Genomic DNA, 20,346 nt, shown 5'->3' on the forward strand with positions numbered 1-20,346 from the left:
ATCGCTATGGATTTAACCATCTTTTTCTCCCCGCTTGACGAATCCATTTATTCGAATATTACTTCTTCATCCTCCTTTTATAAAAGTATCCGGTTCTTTGGTGAAAAAATGCCCAACTATAAAGATTCGCACATCGCCCTGATTGGCGTAACGGAGAACCGGGGAGCCGGAAACAATACGGGCACATCAAAAGCCGCAGATGAAATCAGGAAAAAACTGTATGCCCTAAAAAAAGGCAGTGGCAAGTACCGCATTGTTGACCTGGGAAATTTAAAACCGGGACATGACTTACAGGAAACCTATACGCGCATCAGCGAGGTGTGTCGCATATTGTTGGAAAACAACGTACTGCCCATCATCCTGGGCGGCTCGCACGATCTGGATTACGGCCAGTATGCCGCCTACGAAACCATGGAAAAGCTCATCAGCTTTTTAAATGTAGATGCATTTCTGGATTTAGATGAGGATCGCGAAGCACCCGCTCAAAAGCAACACATTCATAAAGTATTGTTGCATGAACCGAATTATCTATTTAGCTACACACATCTCGCCTATCAAAGTTATCTTATCGATCAGCTTTCGGTAGCTGTACTGGAAAAACTGTATTTCGAGGCTTTTCGTATTGGCCAGATGCGAACTAACCTGCAAGAGATGGAGCCCGTCATCCGCAATGCCGACATGCTTTCGTTCGACATCACCGCTATTAAATCTGCTGATGCGCCCGGCAATGCAAACGCTCAACCTTTCGGACTAACCGGTGAAGAAGCCTGCCAGATTTGCTGGTATGCCGGACAAAACGAAAAACTAAGTTCGGTTGGCTTTTATGAATACAACCCGGAGCTTGATGATGCACACAAAAAAACAGCCAGCGTAGTAGCCACCATGGTGTGGTATTTTATTGAAGGATACTACCACCGTAAAAAAGAACAAAACTTCAAAAGCAACGACTTTTTAAAATACGTGGTGGCCATGCCGGTAGAAACTGAAACCATTACGTTTTACAAGAGTAAGTTCAGCGAGCGCTGGTGGATGGAAGTGCCCTACCCGGGCGGCTTTGAACGCTATGCACGCAACAGCATTGTGCCCTGCAGCTACAACGATTACCAAACCGCTACCAAAGGTGAAGTGCCTGAGCGGTATATCAGTATGGTAGCGAAGTTGAGTTAGAGTTGAGGAAGTTCAGGCGTCCCTAACGAGACTAATTACTATTAGCTATTTTTATTCGTTGATTTTGTACTTTTTGATAGCGCTCTCCATTATAGACCAACACTTCCGACCAAAACATATCGGTATCAGGCTTCACAACCTCGCAGAGTAAGATTGGCATATCCATTATTAAAATAGGAATTACTTGAACCTGAACAATGTTTCCAGGATCACCCATTACATAAATTTCATTCGTTTGACTGTTTGCAGTTTTATGAATAAATGTCTTCTGATCTGTGTTTGAAATTGTTAAAATCAATTCATTGTTTAGGATATATTGAAAATGCTCAATGCCATTAGTTATTGAAACTTCATGTTCCAAGAAACTCTGTTCAATTTCCGAAATAATTTCTTCTTCAATAATACTTTGTATCGCTAAGTCATCAAATTTGGGCTTAATCCCGCCAATACAATATGTCGCTGTTTTTTGCTTAGTTGTAGTTTCATAAACCGCAATGAAAACAGGTGATATGCTTTGATCAAGAAATTCAAAGCTCTTTAGTTTTATCTCACTGTTAATTTGCTTATTACTGGAGTCGTAAAGCCAAATTCTGTCTAATCCTCTTATGTCAAAATTTGCAGAAGCAATCTTAGTCGAAATTATATTTCTTGAGTTCTCATCATCTCTATATACTCTTTCGGATAACTTTGATATACTATCATATTCCTCCCAAGTATTAATTGGTCGATTGAAGTAAAGCTCTGTGAATATTTCATTATTTTCCAAAAAATAGAAATGCTGCACAAAGCCGATATATGTTGTTGAGTCATCAATTAATTTCGCTTTACTGTTTTCATAGTTTGATCTAACTGCCGTAGAATCAAGTTCATTTGAATCAACAACTTGTTCTTCATTAGCAAAGTCTATCTGCGATCTCTCTTTGGAGCAAGAAAGAAACAGGGCTACTGCAAGAATTAATAATCTCATTGAGCTATTCGTTAAGTCCATTTATTAATATCATATTCGAGCTCTGTACACCCACCCTCCCATTACAACCACCAACACCCCACTGCACCAAACCAACACCTTGAAATAACTTTGGGATATCATGTTCAATGAAAGTAAAGCTTTCTCCACCTGATTCAAGCCAATCAACACTACGCTGCCCAACATGAGTAACAACAGCAAATTGTAGAAAAGGCTTGGTAGGTGGGAAGTTGAATTCACAGATCGTTGGTTGACCACCATGATGAGCAACGCCACCAACAACGGCAGCATCAATCCATTCAATGCCTGTACGGTAAGGATTACCGGTATCGGCTTTATGCCACTAATGCCGAACAAAAAGCCAACAAACAACACGGTGCCCCACACCAACCGCAACCTGCGTTGATCTTCCCATCCAAAAACGGTTGAAGCAATAATCGAGGAAGCATACGGTGCTGTGATGGAAGAAGAAAATCCTGCTGCAAACAACCCAACCCCCAGGGCAAGTGAACCTACCGGTCCAAGTTTTTCATGGAGCGAATCTGCCAATTCAGGAAAAGAAGAAAACGCCTGCACCGAAGTACCGGCAATCAGAATGGCTGCGGTAATCAAACCGCCCACCAAAACCGAAACCGTGAGGCCGATGCGCATTAACGGAATCGTTTTCCCCTTGCTGATGCCTGATCCCAAAAAAATATTGTACGGTACAATGGTAGTGCCTATCAGTCCAAGTATGAGCAATGCACTACCAGAAGGAAACGAAGGCATAACCGTATGTGTCAAAACATCTTTAATCGAGAACGGTTGTTGGAGGGCAAGAATAAAAAAGGCAACGCCCATTAATCCTACCAATACGGTCATCAACCACGATATCACCTGCCGCTTGTTCGTCCACAGCACCACAAATGAGGCGGCCGCCACCATCACCGTAAGTATTTTCACATCAACTGAAGTGAGCAGGTTTAATCCGGAAACAGCGCCCAGCATATTTCCAGCTTCATACGCAGCGCAACCCAGCATTACCGTAACGCCCACCAATACCATCAGGGCTTTGCCCCATGTATTACCAAAGCACTTTTGTGAAGCTTGCCCGAGATTTAATCCACTGCTGATTACAATACGTGCGGATGTTTCCTGTAGCAGCAAACAACCCAGTGTACCCAATGCCACCGCCCACAACAACTGAAGCTGATGCGTTGCCCCCGCAGTAATAGCCGTTGTAATGGTGCCCGGCCCGATAAACGCAGCTGAAATAACCGAGTACAGGATAACGCTGGAGAGTTTGGAGGGTGGGCGCATACACAACTTGATCTTGTAAGATAAGTTTTCTCAAATAGAAATAGAAGTTGGTTTGCTATATTGAAGGAGAATAAATTCAAAATCATGTGTGAACATCTAGCCGAATTGGAAAACGAACTCAAATCAAAAGGCATTAAAGAAACCTATCGCGGTCAGCCCTGGTCGGACAACTGCCGTGAATGGGTTTACTATGATTGCGTACTGGATGTTGAAAAATTAAAATCACGCTACGACTTGGCTACTTGTGTTACCATCAGCCGGAATGATGACCAGCGATCCGGAAGGGAGTTGGGATTTTACTGCGAACAATGTCACGATGCGGTAATGGGATTACATCCGGAGGATGGGGTAGGGAAAGTCTACTTCGAATAAAACTCATTCCGTATTCTAATCAGTAATTCCTCAGCGTAGTGATGATCTGGCTGTTCTGGCAAATTCGACTTTTTAAACAATTCTGCTATTGTCTGAATTTTAGTCTCAGCCTGCTGCAATAAATCATTATACATGTACTGACCAGCACGAACGCGCAACAACCATTCGCGCTCCGGTCGCCTTACATTTACCCTATTCTGGAGGGCTATTTCCTCAGCCATATTCAACAAACGAAATACATGCATCATGTTTTTTGCATCATAGTTTTTCCCATGACTGATCGTATTCTCGTAGCGTTCATCATTTCGTTCCTTCACCCATTCCCAATATTGCTTGTACTCTTTACAGTAGACAGAGTATCCATCTTTGTTAAAATGGAGTATAGCTTTAGGGCTGAGTCCTTCGGGCACAGAACTCAGGGAAACATCATCGGCATGGTCGTCAGAATAGAAGCCACTGAGCTTCTTATCAGTTTGTGATTGATGGAAGACCGCATAAATCTCCCGCATGTGATCTATGCGTACAAGTCCGCACTCTTGCTGCGCGTAGTTTTGTTGGTCAAGCCAAACTGATGCCGGGATAGATTTATATCCATGAACGACATAACAAAAATTGAGAATATTTTTCCGCTTTTCATCGATGGGGTTAAGTATCTTCTTGTTTAATCCACGTGCTTTTTTGATCTGCGCATACGCGTACTGCCCAAAGGTTTGATTGCATAATTTAGACAAGAACATCTCCGGTTTAATCAGATCCATAACAGGATGCTTGTAGAGAATACAATCCTCTGGTGTGCTCAATAACTCGAGGATATTGGGATTATTCCTTAAAAGCAGATCAATGAATTTCTTGACCTCATAATACATTTCATCGTTTGTGGCATTGTTGATTTGATCGGTATAAGCCAGCCCGTAAAATTCGGTTTTCGGAAGAACAAAAACGCCTTTGATATCAGTATCTGAATGAGGCAGAGCCAGTCCATACGCATGACTACCGCTGATACATTTCAGAAGTAGATGCTCATTGTTTTGAAGCTGCTCGAGTGTCATAGTATGAATTTTCTGAACAATTCATTCAATGGCTCTGAGTCCGATGATCGTGAAGCATCCGGAATCCGGCTTTCACAATAAGCAAGTTGGCTATCAAGCCAGCGATGGATTTCCATAATGGGGTTGATGGCAAACTTCTCATCCACGGTTGCTTTCTTCGCCAACAGGTCATCAATTATTGTATGAAGGTCTTTATCCAGCAACACACGAAGCTTTGCAAATTCCATAGGAGGCACTTCGTTGTACTCGGCAATCCAGCGGCTTGCCAGTATGGGCCGCAGGGCATAGAAATACTTTTTTAGTTTCACTTCAATTCCTGACAGGTCATTGTTCATTACATTGTTAACCATGCTAAGGTAGTGATGCATCATAGCCCGGGGTGAAAAGTAGGTACTCATCAATCCTCTTAGTGATTCAATGAAATCCGGATCAGATTGATACACGATGGGAGATTGCAACCATTCGTAAAGCGGAGCATTTGATTTTCGAAATAGTCGTAATGCCTTTCTTAGCTCCCAGCCATTTATATCCAGCAGATCACTGATGGGCAGTTCAATTACATCATGAGGCTCATCAATGCTCAGGTAGTGATCTCTTTTATGAATATAAATAAAGCGAACATCATAGTCGCTATCAGGCGAAGCAAAGCCCCATGCGCGGCTTCCGGATTCGCAGGCATGTAATATATTGACCCTAAAGTCTAATCTAATGGAGTCCAGTCTTTGATGTATTGCCTCAGTCATTCTTTTTCATTCTAAGTATGATCTCGTTAAGATCTCGTATGCAGTTTTGATTGTGTTTAATAAGCTTTACTATTACTTTTTCATTAAAATTAAATGTTCCTAATATTAATAGAGTAAGAATGAATTGGGCTTGATAAAATAAAAGGACAAGCGGTTGTCCAAGATCCATTCCTTCAATATCACCATGAGATAATTTATGTCTATACTCCTTTGCTTTGTCAGGGAATGATAGGAAGAAATTATTTGTGCCGAGCACGTGTTGTATAATTGGTTCTACTTTAGAAAGTAAACCCTGTAATCTCTCGCGAAGATTAAAATTTTCGCGCGGTCCTTTTATAGAATCATTAAACCAGTTGATGAGCGTTAAATCACCATTTAATAATTGGGTTATCTTGGACTTATTAGCGTTATAGTTATCGACATTTCGAATATATTCTATGTCAATTTTCTTATGGTATGATTCAAGTGCTTGAATCAAGTTTAAAAATCTATTGTTAAACATAACACTAGTAAGAACAGCTCCCGTTCCCTCAAACCAATTATGAGAGTCAAGATAGTAATCATAGATTGAGAAGAATGCCTCATTAGAATACCATTTTTGGATAATGTGATCTAGCTCATTTTGTGGTAAGACCCATGCGCTAATAAGCATGAAGTTTTGATGAATGTCATGCTTATCAATGAGCTCAGCACTGCTATACGAATCGAAAAATGTCATGGATACACGAACCCATTCTGAATCATTTACCTTTGAATCAGATTTTGCTAAACAAGAAGAGCCAACCGTAATAGAAAAGATCTTGTATTGGATTTTCTTGCGAATAGAAAACTCAAGAAGTTTACAGAATCTAACAGCATCCCTGAGTAATTCATCAAAGTCAATGAAATCATTGTACTCAAACTCCAGAAGCTTTTCAAAATTCGTCTGATATGATACTCCAAATTTTATATCACGCTTTTGAAAACTGTCAATAAAATTGAATTTTAGATTTTTGCTTATTTCAACAAGCCTACTGGTTGAATTTGGAATCCTATCTATTTCATAATTCAGTTTGAATGGACTCTCAGTGCCATCATACCATGAAGAGAGATAAGGAAACTTAAGTAAGGCCTTAGATATTCTTAAATCGCCAAGTTTGTTGACATGAACTCGATGCAAGACCATGCTGCCTTTGTAACGCACTTCATAAAAGTCTTTTCCAAGAGGTTTAGTTAGTATCCATCTGCAATTAATAATTGAAACACTTTCAAAATGAGTATTACCCAAAATGATACTATGTTCAAATTCCGAGTGATTGTTATGGTCACTTAAGTTGATTTTCAGATCTTCGATATAATGAGTTCCATATAGAACAAGCTCTATTTTTCTCTTTTCATAATCAATTAAGAGTTGACCTGAAAGTTTCAAATTTGAACCTGGTAAAAACCATTCTCCTACTAGCTCTCTCTCTTTCATGGTATATTAAAATTTTTAAAGGTCAATCCACCTCCTGAAACTTCTCATCACCACACATTCGTACAATCTTCGGCATAAAGGTGCCGAGCACTTCCACCAAGTCTTTCTGATACTCCATCACCTGGTGAATGTCTTTGTAGGCCATTGGCGCTTCATCCAAACCGGAGCCGATCAGTTCAACGCCTGCCTGCTTCAGGAATTTCTTAACATGACCAGGCAAAATGGTTTGCTTCGCTTTCGTTCGCGACATCGTTCTGCCTGCTCCATGTGAGGCTGAGTTGATGGAGGCAGCCAGTCCTTTACCGCGTACAATGAACCCAGGTGTCGCCATTGAGCCGGGGATAATTCCCAACACACCTTTACCAGCCGGTGTGGCACCCTTCCGGTGAACAATCACTTCATTGCCATCTGCATCTTTTTCCTTCCATGCAAAGTTGTGATGGTTCTCAATCATAGCAAGCGGAGTTTCGCGTAAGCCAATCGCCATACGTTCATGTATCTGGTGATGACAGGCCGAAGCATAGTCACCAGCCAGGTTCATAGCCAACCAGTATTCCTGTCCGGCTTCTGTGTTCAGGTCAAGCCATGCCAGGTGCTTTGCTTCCTGTGGCAGCTTACAGGTTTCCATGGCTATTTTCGTATAGTGGCCAGCTATGGTTGCACCCAGTCCACGTGAACCGGAATGTGAAAGCAATGCCACGTATTGCCCTACAGGCAAATTGTATTCGTTGATGGCACTCGTAATCTCCACTATACCAAATTCCACGAAGTGATTTCCACCACCGGAGGTACCGATCTGTTGCCAGGCACGGTCTTTCATATCGCGTGCAATGGCGATCTCGCTGAATTCCTTTCGCTCAAATATTTCGTGATCCTTTGGTTTTTTGAAAGTAGACCGACCAAACTGAGTATTGTTCAGCAACAACTTTTTGAAGTCAGCTGTCTTTTCATCCAGTGAAGAAACTGGAAGATCATAGAGAGTCATGCACATCCGGCATCCGATATCCACACCAACACCATACGGAATGACTGCATTCTTAGTCGCCAGCACTCCGCCAATAGGCAACCCATAGCCCTGGTGAGCATCGGGCATTAAAGCACCCGCAACGGAGATGGGTAATTTCATCGCTGTCTCCATTTGTGCGATGGCACCTTGTTCTATGCCTTCAGCACCATATACTTCATACGGAAGCGATTCATTCAATGCGATAAGGGAATCGACAGGAGTACTAAGTGCTTTGACAATGGGTAATACATGCTCATTGTTTTCAAATGCTGAAGGTTGCTTCAGAATTTCCTTCAAGAGCGAAAGTTGATCTTCCCTACTTAAATCGATGTAGTGATTCTCCATAATTGTCAAAGCAATCCCGATGACTTTATTCTCCGGAAAGCCGATGGACTTTAAATCATTTCCTGTTAAACGCATCGTTAAATTTATCTCATTTATTTGTGTGACCCAACCCGGATTCGAACCGGGATTCCTTCTCAGGCAGCAAGGCTCTAAATGCGCTTCCCTACTTTACTTCTTCGAGCGGTATTTCGGTGCAACTGCAAATTCTATCCGATACTGCGCGTAGCTGTATCGGAATCATCCCTGCACACTGCGGAACGACTAACTTTTACCGCAGACTTTTCCTTTTAAGCTATTGGGCCAAATAAAAGACGATGCTGAAATTTCTCCAGCACTCGTCTTACTTTCACTTTCCTGGAACAAAGATCTCCTTCAACTGATCAACGATCTGGTTGCCCCCTGACAACGAGATGCTGTTGATCTTGTCGGCAATCTTCTCCACATACTCCATCTCCTTCAACTTGAACAACATGGAGTTTTCTTCCATCAACTTGGCTGTGTTCAACAAACTTCTTGTAGAAGCTGTCTCTTCCCGCCTCATGATCACGTTGGCTTCGGCTTTCTTCTGAGCTACCAACACCTGGTTCATGATCTCTTTCATTTCACCAGGCAAGATGATATCCCGAACACCACAGTCTCTGATTTCTACACCAAGGTTACTCGCCTTTTCTTTCAAGGCCGTCAACACATAAGTAGAAATCGCCTCTTTCTTTTCCAGCAACTCATCCAACGTCATTGTACCAACATACTCCCTCAATGCCAACTGCATTAAAACGTACAATTGCTTTTCGTAATCCTTGTTATCGATCAAAGCCTTCACAATGTCGACAACTTTGTATTGCGTGTAAAAGTTGATCCTCAAGGCAGCTTTGTCTTTCGTCAAAATCTCCTGTCCGGATACCTCCAACTGCAATTGTCTCAAGTCGATCTTGCTTACTGTTACGCCAACCGGGTTCTTCCAGAAGTAGTAGACACCCGTCTCCAACACCTTGCTGAACTTGCCGTCTACAAACAAGATACCTTTCTCATAGGCTTCTACAACGAACACCCTGACGTAAGGCAAAACTTCTTTCCTTACCAAGGTATTCACATCAATGTTCTCAGTAATCTCAATCTTGCTCAAGTCGGCTTTTACGAATGTGAAGTCGGTAGCCCCCCTCCAGTAAGCATACCGGCCAGGTGCAAGTACGTTTTTGAAGTTGCCATTCTCATACAGCAGGGCAATTTCATTGTCTTTCACCTCAACGACCGTCAACATTCCTGCCAACTGTTCATCTTTCAACAAGATGTTCAACTCGATGGAAGGATGGAAAGGTTTAGACATGTCGTACACATACACATCCTCAAAGGGAAGTATCCAGTACACGCCCTCGGTAATCACTCTTTTGTAGTTACCATTCCTGAACACCAATCCGATTTTTCCGGTGTTAATTCTGATCCTTTTCATCGTTATAAAAATTAATAGTTAAAAAGTCTTTATTAAAAGAAAGCAGTCCGTGATAGATCATCTTCTCAAAACGGAAATGCTGTTAAGCACCGCTCCATCAAAATAGTTTTCTGTAGGAATGTCTTCTTAATCACATAACCCTTAGTCATGCGAATCAGATGAGTTGCGCTATAGAAAAGTAAAACAACATCACGATGCGGTATCCCCGCACTTCAGGCTTTCAAAAGACTGGCGGCACCATCGCAGCAAATCACAAGGATTTGACTTTGAAGGTCCCGACCCGATCTATCCCGAACGACTTTCAGGATGACCCTTTTTTATGAAGGGGCCAACTTCCAGAAAACATGGATCCTAAAATCCAGTGCTCTACCCTTGAGCTACCTCAATTTATGGTTGAGAGCGGGATTCGAACCCGCAGCCACTTTTCTGTTGCTCTAACCAACTGAGCTATCCTTTTTAGGGAGAGGGATTCGAACCCTCGACACACAGGGTGGAAAACAACGCCAGGCCAAGCAGCATATCATAACACAATACATTATGGTACTATGGGGCTATACCGAAACCCGCATCCGGTCTTTAACCCTTTGTTTTTTCCCGCTTCCAACCAGGCATTACGTCTGGTCGAAGATTTTTAGTTTCAAAGAACATGTGGGGATGATAGGATTCGAACCTATTCATTCTAAACGAAACTGGATTTACAGTCCAGCCCAACTCTCCAACTTTGGCGCATCCCCATGTCAAACCCGCACGGGCGATCAACCGCACATGTTGATCACCCACCGAGTCATCCGTCTAATGACAAGTCAAAGGTGGGGGGCTACTACGCAGTCTTTTTGCGTAGTGAGAATTTTTTACGATTTTTTTGAAAAATTTTCACATGCCAGTTAATCGCAATGCCCTGATACGCTATCGAACCATTGATAATTGCCTCAGAAACAGGCAACGTAGGTGGACTTTAGAGGACCTGATAGAGGCTTGCTCAGAGGCACTTTATGAATATGAAGGAATTGACAAAGGTGTGAGCAGACGATCCATTCAAATGGATATTCAGATGATGCGGAGCGATAAACTCGGCTACAATGCACCAATCATTGTGTTGGAAAAGAAGTACTACACGTACGAAGATCCGGAATACTCAATTACCAACATCCCACTTACTGATCAGGATTTGGGCAAACTCACAGAAGTCGTTGAAATTCTTCGACAATTCAAGGGTTTTAGTCATTTCCAGGAGTTGAGTGGAATGGTGCAGCGGTTAGAGAACAAAATCTACTCAGCACGAACAAAGCAAGAACCGATTATCGATTTTGAAAAAAATGAAAATTTAAAAGGCCTTGAGCATATTGATACACTTTATCAGGCCATTATTAATAAAACTGCAGTTGAGTTCACCTACCAATCATTTAAAGCACGTAGTGCCAATGATTTCACATTTCATCCTTACTACCTGAAAGAATATCGGAACAGGTGGTTTGTATTGGGTGTAAAAAAGAAAGATGCCCCAATTATGACACTTGCACTCGATCGGATTATTGAAATCCGGCCATCAAATTCAAAGTATCTACAACCAAACGGCTTCAATCTGGGGCTATACTTTAAAGATGTTATAGGGGTAACCGTAAATGAGAATAGTCCTTCTGAGGAAGTAATTTTGTTTGCAGATAATGAAACTGCTCCGTACATTCTTACAAAACCACTTCATCATAGTCAAAAGGTGGTAGAGACTTCACATCATGGAATACTTTTTTCAATACGTGTGCAGTTAAATTTTGAATTAGAGCGGGAGATACTTGGATTTGGGGATCGAATAAAGGTAGTAGCCCCGGAGCGACTTAAGAGAAGAATCAAGGAGCAATTTGAAAACGCTCTTGATCACTATCAATATGAACTTAGTAACTCTTCTCTTCAAAATATCCTGAAAAAAGTTGAGCATAAAGGATTCGCCATTCTCAATCATGTCTTTGGAAAGAAGGAAGTGAATCTTATAAAGGGAACAATACACAATTATCTAAAGGAAAATTCCTACGCTGAACCTCACGGAATCCGCAATGTATTTATAAAAATACCTGCGCTATCAAAAGTTATCTTCAATACTAATCTGCAAATGATTCTAAGTAGAATTAGCAAAAGTTTCTTTCTCACAAAGGCCATCTATTTTGATAAGTCTCCGGAAGCAAACTGGTATGTAACATGGCATCAAGACACAACGATTAACGTGAAGGAGAGGATAGAGACGGAAGGTTTTACATGTTGGACAAAAAAGTCCATTGGATACAGTGTCTGTCCGCCTGAGGAGGTACTGCAGCAAACTGTAACGTTTCGTATCCATTTGGATGATACAAACGAACAGAATGGAGCATTAAAAGTTGTACCCGGATCTCACAACAAGAAATTGAGTCCGAGTGAAATTCAATTGATCACACAGAACAGTATACCCTTCGTGTGCGATGTCGGTATATGTGGAATACACATTATGAAACCACTCCTATTACATGCCTCATCAAAAGCAACCAAGCAAAAGCATAGACGAGTAATACACCTTGAATTTAATACACTGGAACTACCAAATGGATTAAAATGGGCTGAGAAAATTGATTTTCTTCAACACTAATTACTCCTCCACCATCATCAATTTTTGCTGCATTGGTTCTCTGAAACCAAAAGCACACAAGAAAACAGTAATAACCACCATACTCCTATGTTCCACTTATGTAATGAACCATAATTGGATCTCTGCCAAACACTATCTTTGAACAGAATCTCCTCTCATGTCCACTAAAAAAGTTTTGATTACACGCACAATACCCGACATCGCCAAAACGATGCTGACCAATGCCGGCCTGGAAGTAATGGAATGGCAAGGCGATGGCCCTATGACGCAGCAAGAATTAATAACACAGGCCAAACAGGTAAGTGCATTGCTCTCATTGGGTGTCGACAAACTTGATAAATACTTCTTCAGCCAGTGCCCCCATCTCGACATCATCGGTCAGTTTGCTGTTGGGTACGATAATATTGACGTTGAAGCTGCCTCCCTGGCTGGAATTCCGGTAAGCAATACACCCGATGTACTGAGTGAGGCCACGGCTGATGTAGCCTTTGGCTTGATGATCGCTGTTTCAAGAAAAATGTTTTTCAATCACAAAGCCATCATCCGTGGCGAGTGGAAACAATTTGAGCCTTTGAAAAATCTGGGCTTTCAACTAAGCGGAAAAACATTGGGCATTTTCGGCATGGGTCGGATTGGCATGGTGATGGCCAAGCGTTGCAAGGGTGCATTCGACATGAACATCATCTATCACAATCGCTCGCGCAATCACGAGGCTGAGAAGCTTCTTGGTGCGAAATATGTAAGCTTTGAAGAATTGATCCGTGAAAGCGATGTACTTTCCGTGCACAGTATTTTGAGTGAAGAAACGCGGGGTTTGTTCAACCGGAAAGTGTTCAGTAAGATGAAACCTTCATCGATATTCATCAACACGTCACGTGGGGGTGTGCACAACGAAGCCGATTTGATTGAAGCATTAAATAAAGGGGCGATCTGGGGAGCAGGATTGGATGTTACCAACCCCGAACCGATGAAACCCAACAATCCACTGCTTGAAATGCCAAATGTTGCTGTTCTTCCACACATTGGTTCCGCCACTATTGAAGCACGTAACGGAATGGCGCGGATTGCAGCCGAAAACATTATTTCATTTTACCAGCGCAAAGAAGTACCGAATTGTATTAACCCACAGGTACTGGAAAGTGGAAAATCATAACACATTCCCCAACTGCTCCTTAATCTTCTCCAGTTCTTCTTTCATGGCTACCACATGCTTTTGCATGGCGGCATCATTTGCTTTGGAGCCTATCGTATTAATTTCCCGTCCAATTTCCTGCGCAATAAAACCCAACTTCTTTCCATTAGATTGTGACTCTTTCAAAGCTTGAAGAAAATAATCCAGATGCGTTTGCAGGCGCACACGCTCTTCATGAATATCAAGCTTTTCGATGTAATAGATAATTTCCTGCTCCAATCGATTCACATCATAACCCTGTTCACCAAAAAAGGAAACCACATTACCTTTTAGCTTCTGCCGAACTTTGTCTACGCGCGCAGCATCCAGTTCATTCACATGCTTAAGCGATGACGCAATGGATTCACAATATTCCTTAAGTTTTTGCTCCAGCACTTTTCCCTCGTCTTTGCGAAAACCATCGCATTGAGTCAAGGCATCAACAATTGCCTTTCGGATTTGCACCCATTCTTCTTCGCTTTCTTCTTCACTTAACTTATTCTGAATAACATCCGGAGAATTCAATGCCAACTCAAACAACTGATCATATGGCGCCACTACCTTATCGGCTAATTTTTTTAACCCATTATAGTACGCAGTGAACAAAACCTCATTGTAGGTTTGCTTTACTTCAGCTTCGTTGTAACGTTCTACTTCAACGGTTAACGTAACTTTTCCACGCTCCAACTTCTCGCTTACCAGGTTGCGAAGTTCAAGCTCCTTATCTGAAAATGTTTTTGGAAGGCGCAAACCCAAATCCAGAAACTTTGAATTCAGGCTCTTTACTTCTACGCTGATCTTTAGCGTACTGTTATCAGTAGTTACCTGGCCAAAGCCAGTCATGGATTTTATCATAATAGAATACGAAGTTTGCAGTCAGCAAAGGTAAGGGAATCTGCAAACGAATGGAGAATGAATGTTAAAAAGAATCAGAAATCAAACCCTAACGTAAACAGGAATTGTGGTCTGCCTACTTCAAAATTCTGAACCGGCCAGGCCAGATCGAACTTCATGTAATAGCCGAAAATTACTGTCCGCATGCCCGCACCGTAACTATACAACCACGGGTTTAAAAAATTCTTGATGTCAATTTCGAATGGACCATTTTTTATTCGGTCAATCCGAACACTGGTACCCGAAGTAAATGGTGATGGGCCCGACCAGCTGGTACCAATATCATAAAAGGCAATCAGCTGCATATTGCGAAAGAAGTTTGAAGAGATTGGGGTGTTGCTTAACGCTTTGGCAACCGGAACCCGGAACTCCGCATTCATCAACATCACATTTTGACCAAACAAAGTTGCGTATTGAAACCCGCGAAGGTTAGTAGCGAACTCAACAAAAAGAATATCTTCATTCTGTGCACGTGTTCCCAAAATATTTTCATTCCCCTCACTATCACGTCCGCGATAGGATATCTCATTAAATGCCCAGTTATCCATTCCGCCCAACAAATATTGTTTTGGTGAACGTCCGAAAAATGAACCACCAAATCCGCGAACAGCCAAAACAATGCCCCTGTAAATTTTTTGATAGTGACGGATGTCCAGCGTAACCTGGCTGAAACTATTATTCGGATCATTAATGCCCTGATAGTGATTGAAGCGAAGCTTGCCACGCGTACCCTCAATCATATTCAATCCGGTTGTTATCGAGTTGTCATAAACCAATTCAGAACGGAGACCGGCATAGTAATGACTTATCGGAACCTCTGAAGGCGGATCAATTGGAAATGACGCTACGCCCTGATCAACCGAGCGGGTTAACGCACCGAATATGTTCGCTGAAAACCGTAAGCGGTCTGTAATGGGTACGGCTGCTCCTACTTCTACTTTGTTAAGCGAGTAATGATAGATTTTTCCATCGCTGTATGGCTCCCAGCGTATGGCCTTCCGGTCAAAGCGGGCACTGAAGTCGATGAATTTTGGCAAATATTGAAACTCCGCATACGCATCGGCATTGCGCAAATCAATGGATGACATGATGCCCCCGTAAAAGCGGTAGTTCTCCAGCATGTCATTCATTTGTGCTTCCAGTAAAAATCCAGCGCCTCGCAGCGGGTCAATCACAAAAGAGGTAACCAGGTTATCAGCACTGAATTTCGACTCATACGGGAATGGCCCAAGTATCCGGCTCTTCTCACGTGCTTTCATGTAACGGTTCAGAAAAGTCTCGCTTGGTTGATTCTGCTTTACCGCTTCGTCTTCAAAAACATAATTATCGGTATTAACTACCGTTTGCTTTTTGGTTTCAACACTATCCTTTTTTACCTCCTGTTTTACAGAATCAGATATCACAACCGTATCTGCAGGCAACGGAATTGAATCTTGCTTTACTTGCGTTGTATCCTTACCAGGCTGTGCTTCTTTCAGGCGCGAATTGATTAAATCCTTAATGCTCATTTTCTTTTCTTCCTCCTGCTTTCTGCGTTCCTGCAGTACTTTTACCTGCTGCATTTCGCGTCTGCGTGTGGCCGGGGTAAATACACTGCGGTTCAGGTTATAACTCCTGCTCAGGTAAATATCATCGCGCATACCATTGCGCAGGGTTAACGCAAGCGTAGTACGATCATAGCTAAAATCATATTCACGAATGCTGGAAGAAAAATTAGAGACTTGCGTATAAATACCTGTTGAACGATCATACTTAAACAGGTTGATTATTCCGCGCTGGTCGCTGAGATAATAAAAAACATTATCATTAATAGCCTGCGGAGCGTAGTCCTTACTCAAGGTATTGGTAATACGCGCCAGCACATTGGTGGTTGTGTCCAGATCGTAAACAAAGAGATTATAGTTATTGGTAAGATCTCCCAATGATTTTCGTTCGCCTACGGTAACCGAATCCGTAACGCGGTTTGAACTGAACACGATTCGGTTTGTACCCGGAATAAAAGTGGGATCAAGATCATCAAATGAATCGTTCGTTAGCCTGCGAACCCGGTCTCTGCGTGTGCTCAACAAGAACAGATCACTCTGACCTTCAAAATCGCCACTCAGTACAACCAATCTTCCGTTTCCGGAGAAGGTAAAGCTTCTTACATTACTGAATCTATCGAGTTCTCGTGGAAGTTTCGTTTTTGTATTCAGGTCGTACAACCAGAATGTATATTGACCTTGCTTCACGCCCACTACACCCAAAGTATTTGCATCAGACCAACTGATGATGGGCAACCTGTAATCAACACGTTGCTCAATAACCCGCGTACCCCCTGAAAGAACCACAATTTCCTTTTTGGTTCCAATCTCTCTTACCTTAACCACGTAACGACCACGATCATTTTCGGCATAAGCCAGGTAGCGTCCATCCGGACTAAGTTTTACCGTGGTGAACTCGGTGGTAATGTTATGGCCTTGCGAAAATTTTATGGAGTCGGCTGGCTGGATGTAACTCTGACCAACCGTTTCGCTCATTTGGCTATAAAAAGAATACCATTCGTTGATCAGCTGATTATAGCTAACACCCAATGTGATGAGCAGACTTTTTTCTTCATTACGGGTTACTCGTGTATAGTTTAGAATATTAGATAGGCTGCTCTTTCCATATCGCTCAACAATAAAATTCCAAACCGATTGTCCCACCAATGCTGCTTCTTCATCGCTAAAGCGGTTAATTCTTTTTGTATTCTTCTTTTTTATCACATGCCGGATGTAGTCGTCCATCTCGGCTGTCCAGCCGTGCGCTACATAACGTGCAGCACCACTCACGAACCATTCAGGCAGGTTCATCAGCAAGGCACTTTGAAAAATATCCTTCAGGTTGCCGCCATACATCATCTCATTGAGCATGAGATCCGAAATTTTAAACAACAGCTCATCCTTCAGCTCTTGCGCTGTGCCAATGTGGGCTACCTCAACATATGGCTTAACAAAGTCAGTTTCTCCGCCTATGTTGTAGTAGGTTTTATTCAAACCAACATTGCTTTGTCGCAAATCGGTAAGCGAATTGTATAGAAATATTTTGGTTTTAAAATAGGGAGGATAACCAATAAGGTCAGTTATCCGATCGAACTCCAGTTCAAGGTATTGCAGGGCATCGTTGGCTATAGCCCTGCGGCCATCATAATAGTAAACGTCAAAGTTTTCGCCACTCAGGTACTGCCAATCGAACGAACGGAACTGCTGGCGGTTTTTACCAAATACCTCACGGGCCTGTTGTGCCATACCGGCCATTGCGGCACCAAAAACAAACAGGAAAAGGATAGCTGATCTTCTCACAATACGCACAAATTCCATCTTAGCTTAAGCAGATTTCGAATATAACGATTTATAACGATTCAGGGACACCGATTGGTCTATTGGGGCGCCATTTTCCAGCCAGTTCACCAAAACATCCGAAAAATACGGTGCCAGACTCACACCTTTAGTGCCTAAACCATTAAAAACTACCAATTGTTCATATTCCGGGTGAGGCCCTAATATTGGCCTGCGATCGGGTGTTGTGGGTCGAAAACCCCATTCCTGACCGGTAATTTGATAGGAAAAATTGACTAATTCATCCAATCCCCTTTTTAACTCCGCTAATCCAGCTTCGGTAATTGCCGGTAACTGATCCTCTTTATTGTAAGTGGCTCCCACTTTCCAGATATCCGGCACAACATAAACACCCCGGTTCAAAATTACTTCAGGCTTTGGTTGAGGTTCAATAGTAAGTGTTTCACCTTTTAGTGGCCGTATGGGAAGCCAGGAAAAATACCGGGATGTTTGAATATTTACCCCTGAACAAAAAATAATTTTGGATGCCCGCCACTCCCGATAGCGAATGCCTGTGTCTGTAAAGTCCAGTTCATCATCAATAAAAGGCTCAGACAAAACACGTAAATTGGAATCAACAAAATCACGAACAGCTTTTAAGAAAATGGTTGTGTTCAGGTACCCACATTGATTCAAAAGCAAACCACCAAAATCATTCTTAACAAATTGCTCAAAGATCGGCCGGATTGTAACTTCTTTCAGATAAGAGATGTAGCTTTCATTTGTGCTTCTGGCCATCCATTCATTCTGCTCTTCCACTGAAATAAAAGGTCGGTACAGGGTCATCGGAAAAAAGAATCGGGCCTGGAGCAATGTTTCAGCTTGCCTGTAAAATTGATGCAAGTATGGGAACAGCGTGTCAGCCATCCATGTCTTGCCCATTTGTCGCCCCGTGATGGGGTTGAATAAACCAGCAGCTACAACACTGGCAGCATGCGCATGTGGCTCGTCAATAAGCAGTATTCTTTTTTGGCGGAGTAAGAATTGGAGCACCAGGCAAGACCCGGCAACACCCTGCCCTACAATAATATAATCAACATTTTTGGTGGCCATCCAGGTAATTAAGGTGTGTAAATAACCAACCTAACAATTTCAGGCTTAATTTTGAGATCAAATGTCTGGCAATGTTGCAAATAAAACATTTTGAATTCAACCCCTTTCAGGAAAACACCTACGTGCTTTACGATGAAACACGTGCTTGTGTCATTATTGATCCGGGTTGCTCCAATAAGCAAGAAGAAGATCAACTGAAAAAATTCATTGCCGACAACAACCTTTCCGTAACGCAGTTGGTAAACACCCACTGCCACATCGATCATGTTTTAGGCAACGCATTCGTAAAACGAACTTTTGGGGTTAAGCTGTTCATTCATAAAATTGAAGAACCGTTACTACGGGCAGTAAAAACCTACGCTCCCAACTATGGCTTCTTTGGATACCAGGATACAGAACCAGATGGATTCATTAGCGAAGACGATGTGCTGCAGGTTGGGAATGAAACGCTGAAAATTTTGTTTGTGCCCGGTCATAGTCCGGGGCATGTTGCATTTTATCACGAGCAATCTCAATCGCTTATTGGTGGCGATGTGTTGTTTTACAACAGCATAGGTCGCACGGATTTACCCGGAGGTGACTACGATACGCTTATTAACAGCATCCATCAAAAAATTTTCACATTGCCTGATGAGGTTACTGTATATTGCGGCCACGGCCCGGTTACCAAAATAGGATATGAAAAAAGAACCAATCCATTTTGCGCCATCATTCAAGCCTGATTCATGCGACACCTTCCTAACCTGTTAACTTGTTTCAATTTACTTTGCGGATGCCTCGGCATTGTTGCGGTGTTGGAGAACCGAAACATTGAAGCTGCATATTTTGTGTGGGCTGCTTGCGTATTTGATTTTTTTGATGGCTTTGCTGCTCGTGCACTCAAGGTAAGCTCACCTATTGGAAAAGAATTAGACTCACTTGCTGATGTGGTGAGCTTTGGCTTATTACCTGCTGTGGTGATGTACAAATTATGGCCCACCGGCTCAGGTGAATACCTGCCGTACCTGTCATTTTCAATTGCCATTTTTTCTGCCTTGCGCCTGGCAATCTTTAATGTAGATGAAACGCAACGCGATTCTTTCAGAGGGTTACCGACCCCTGCAAACGCCTTGTTGATTACTGCGTTGCCCCTGCAACAGGCTGTTATTATGGATTGGATTATTCAACCCTGGGCTTTGATAACCATAACTGTGGTTTCGTCATTTTTACTGGTTTCTCCATTGGAATTATTTGCGTTGAAATTCAAAAATTTTACATGGCAGTCGAACAAAATCAGGTTTACCTTCCTTATACTTTCTGTATTAGTGTTGGCATTCGGGCAGGCAGCCGCCATACCGCTTGTTATACTTTTATATATCGCATTGTCGTTAGGAGTACAGATTCTGTCAAAATAATTGGTTAACTACC

At 42.3% G+C, this 20,346-nt stretch carries 16 protein-coding genes and 1 tRNA gene; 6 read left to right on the forward strand and 11 right to left on the reverse strand.

Annotated elements, in window-relative coordinates; translation table 11 throughout:
* Positions 1–6: 6 nt before the first annotated feature.
* Entirely contained in the window at positions 7–1,167 is a 1,161-nt protein-coding gene (locus QY309_14775) for a formimidoylglutamase (protein ID WKZ59124.1), read from the forward strand.
* Between the two features lie 31 nt (positions 1,168–1,198).
* Here QY309_14775 and QY309_14780 read toward each other — a convergent pair whose 3' ends face one another.
* Both QY309_14780 and QY309_14785 read right to left on the reverse strand, forming a co-directional pair.
* Positions 1,199–2,134: a hypothetical protein gene (locus QY309_14780; protein ID WKZ59125.1), complete on the reverse strand. Its 936-nt coding sequence runs from the start codon at positions 2,132–2,134 to the stop codon at positions 1,199–1,201.
* Positions 2,135–2,164: 30 nt separating this feature from the next.
* Positions 2,165–3,433: an Nramp family divalent metal transporter gene (locus tag QY309_14785; GenBank protein ID WKZ59126.1), complete on the reverse strand. Its 1,269-nt coding sequence runs from the start codon at positions 3,431–3,433 to the stop codon at positions 2,165–2,167.
* Positions 3,434–3,517: 84 nt separating this feature from the next.
* Here QY309_14785 and QY309_14790 point away from each other — a divergent pair, with 84 nt between their 5' ends.
* Positions 3,518–3,805: a hypothetical protein gene (locus QY309_14790; GenBank protein WKZ59127.1), complete on the forward strand. Its 288-nt coding sequence runs from the start codon at positions 3,518–3,520 to the stop codon at positions 3,803–3,805.
* Here QY309_14790 and QY309_14795 read toward each other — a convergent pair.
* The 6 genes from QY309_14795 to QY309_14820 all read right to left on the reverse strand — a co-directional run bounded on the left by QY309_14795 (position 3,793) and on the right by QY309_14820 (position 10,585).
* Positions 3,793–4,854, reverse strand: a complete 1,062-nt coding sequence (locus tag QY309_14795) for a nucleotidyltransferase domain-containing protein (GenBank protein ID WKZ59128.1) — start codon at positions 4,852–4,854, stop codon at positions 3,793–3,795. The two genes, QY309_14790 and QY309_14795, sit on opposite strands and share 13 nt — an antisense overlap.
* Complete coding sequence (locus QY309_14800; GenBank protein WKZ59129.1) at positions 4,851–5,597, reverse strand: nucleotidyltransferase domain-containing protein; 747 nt, start codon at positions 5,595–5,597, stop codon at positions 4,851–4,853. Before QY309_14800 ends, QY309_14795 begins: the two co-directional genes overlap by 4 nt.
* Positions 5,590–7,053: a hypothetical protein gene (locus tag QY309_14805; protein WKZ59130.1), complete on the reverse strand. Its 1,464-nt coding sequence runs from the start codon at positions 7,051–7,053 to the stop codon at positions 5,590–5,592. The genes QY309_14800 and QY309_14805 overlap by 8 nt, the downstream gene beginning before the upstream one ends.
* 22 nt (positions 7,054–7,075) lie before the next feature.
* Positions 7,076–8,479 (reverse strand): RtcB family protein, encoded by a 1,404-nt coding sequence (locus QY309_14810; GenBank protein WKZ59131.1) that lies wholly within the window; start codon positions 8,477–8,479, stop codon positions 7,076–7,078.
* Between the two features lie 271 nt (positions 8,480–8,750).
* On the reverse strand, positions 8,751–9,851 hold the full coding sequence (locus tag QY309_14815; GenBank protein ID WKZ59132.1) for a slipin family protein: 1,101 nt from the start codon (positions 9,849–9,851) through the stop codon (positions 8,751–8,753).
* Positions 9,852–10,500: 649 nt separating this feature from the next.
* A tRNA-Tyr gene (locus QY309_14820) sits at positions 10,501–10,585 on the reverse strand.
* 143 nt (positions 10,586–10,728) lie between these two features.
* Here QY309_14820 and QY309_14825 point away from each other — a divergent pair.
* Complete coding sequence (locus QY309_14825; GenBank protein WKZ59133.1) at positions 10,729–12,462, forward strand: WYL domain-containing protein; 1,734 nt, start codon at positions 10,729–10,731, stop codon at positions 12,460–12,462.
* 157 nt (positions 12,463–12,619) lie between these two features.
* Positions 12,620–13,615: a D-glycerate dehydrogenase gene (locus QY309_14830; GenBank protein WKZ59134.1), complete on the forward strand. Its 996-nt coding sequence runs from the start codon at positions 12,620–12,622 to the stop codon at positions 13,613–13,615.
* Here QY309_14830 and QY309_14835 read toward each other — a convergent pair.
* From QY309_14835 to QY309_14845, 3 genes are all read right to left on the reverse strand, one after another.
* Complete coding sequence (locus tag QY309_14835) at positions 13,610–14,488, reverse strand: YicC/YloC family endoribonuclease (protein ID WKZ59135.1); 879 nt, start codon at positions 14,486–14,488, stop codon at positions 13,610–13,612. The two genes, QY309_14830 and QY309_14835, sit on opposite strands and share 6 nt — an antisense overlap.
* Positions 14,489–14,562: 74 nt before the next feature.
* Positions 14,563–17,850, reverse strand: a complete 3,288-nt coding sequence (locus QY309_14840) for a translocation protein TolB (protein ID WKZ59136.1) — start codon at positions 17,848–17,850, stop codon at positions 14,563–14,565.
* A gap of 24 nt (positions 17,851–17,874) precedes the next feature.
* Entirely contained in the window at positions 17,875–18,939 is a 1,065-nt protein-coding gene (locus QY309_14845) for an FAD-dependent oxidoreductase (protein ID WKZ59137.1), read from the reverse strand.
* Positions 18,940–19,010: 71 nt separating this feature from the next.
* Between QY309_14845 and QY309_14850 the strand changes: the two genes are divergently transcribed.
* Positions 19,011–19,661, forward strand: a complete 651-nt coding sequence (locus tag QY309_14850) for an MBL fold metallo-hydrolase (GenBank protein ID WKZ59138.1) — start codon at positions 19,011–19,013, stop codon at positions 19,659–19,661.
* 3 nt (positions 19,662–19,664) lie between these two features.
* A complete protein-coding gene (gene pssA / locus QY309_14855; GenBank protein WKZ59139.1) occupies positions 19,665–20,333 on the forward strand; it encodes a CDP-diacylglycerol--serine O-phosphatidyltransferase in 669 nt (222 codons plus the stop codon).
* The last annotated feature ends 13 nt before the right edge of the window (positions 20,334–20,346 follow it).

This window comes from Cyclobacteriaceae bacterium (assembly GCA_030584025.1).
Lineage (GTDB): Bacteria > Bacteroidota > Bacteroidia > Cytophagales > Cyclobacteriaceae > UBA2336.

What these genes read in the sequence shown, in the direction of transcription:
- QY309_14775 (WKZ59124.1), top strand. Translation starts at nt 7, where the DNA reads ATGGATTTAACCATCTTTTTCTCCCCGCTTGACGAATCCATTTATTCG.
- QY309_14780 (WKZ59125.1), bottom strand. Translation starts at nt 2,134, where the DNA reads ATGAGATTATTAATTCTTGCAGTAGCCCTGTTTCTTTCTTGCTCCAAA.
- QY309_14785 (WKZ59126.1), bottom strand. Translation starts at nt 3,433, where the DNA reads ATGCGCCCACCCTCCAAACTCTCCAGCGTTATCCTGTACTCGGTTATT.
- QY309_14790 (WKZ59127.1), top strand. Translation starts at nt 3,518, where the DNA reads ATGTGTGAACATCTAGCCGAATTGGAAAACGAACTCAAATCAAAAGGC.
- QY309_14795 (WKZ59128.1), bottom strand. Translation starts at nt 4,854, where the DNA reads ATGACACTCGAGCAGCTTCAAAACAATGAGCATCTACTTCTGAAATGT.
- QY309_14800 (WKZ59129.1), bottom strand. Translation starts at nt 5,597, where the DNA reads ATGACTGAGGCAATACATCAAAGACTGGACTCCATTAGATTAGACTTT.
- QY309_14805 (WKZ59130.1), bottom strand. Translation starts at nt 7,053, where the DNA reads ATGAAAGAGAGAGAGCTAGTAGGAGAATGGTTTTTACCAGGTTCAAAT.
- QY309_14810 (WKZ59131.1), bottom strand. Translation starts at nt 8,479, where the DNA reads ATGCGTTTAACAGGAAATGATTTAAAGTCCATCGGCTTTCCGGAGAAT.
- QY309_14815 (WKZ59132.1), bottom strand. Translation starts at nt 9,851, where the DNA reads ATGAAAAGGATCAGAATTAACACCGGAAAAATCGGATTGGTGTTCAGG.
- QY309_14825 (WKZ59133.1), top strand. Translation starts at nt 10,729, where the DNA reads ATGCCAGTTAATCGCAATGCCCTGATACGCTATCGAACCATTGATAAT.
- QY309_14830 (WKZ59134.1), top strand. Translation starts at nt 12,620, where the DNA reads ATGTCCACTAAAAAAGTTTTGATTACACGCACAATACCCGACATCGCC.
- QY309_14835 (WKZ59135.1), bottom strand. Translation starts at nt 14,488, where the DNA reads ATGATAAAATCCATGACTGGCTTTGGCCAGGTAACTACTGATAACAGT.
- QY309_14845 (WKZ59137.1), bottom strand. Translation starts at nt 18,939, where the DNA reads ATGGCCACCAAAAATGTTGATTATATTATTGTAGGGCAGGGTGTTGCC.
- QY309_14850 (WKZ59138.1), top strand. Translation starts at nt 19,011, where the DNA reads ATGTTGCAAATAAAACATTTTGAATTCAACCCCTTTCAGGAAAACACC.
- pssA (WKZ59139.1), top strand. Translation starts at nt 19,665, where the DNA reads ATGCGACACCTTCCTAACCTGTTAACTTGTTTCAATTTACTTTGCGGA.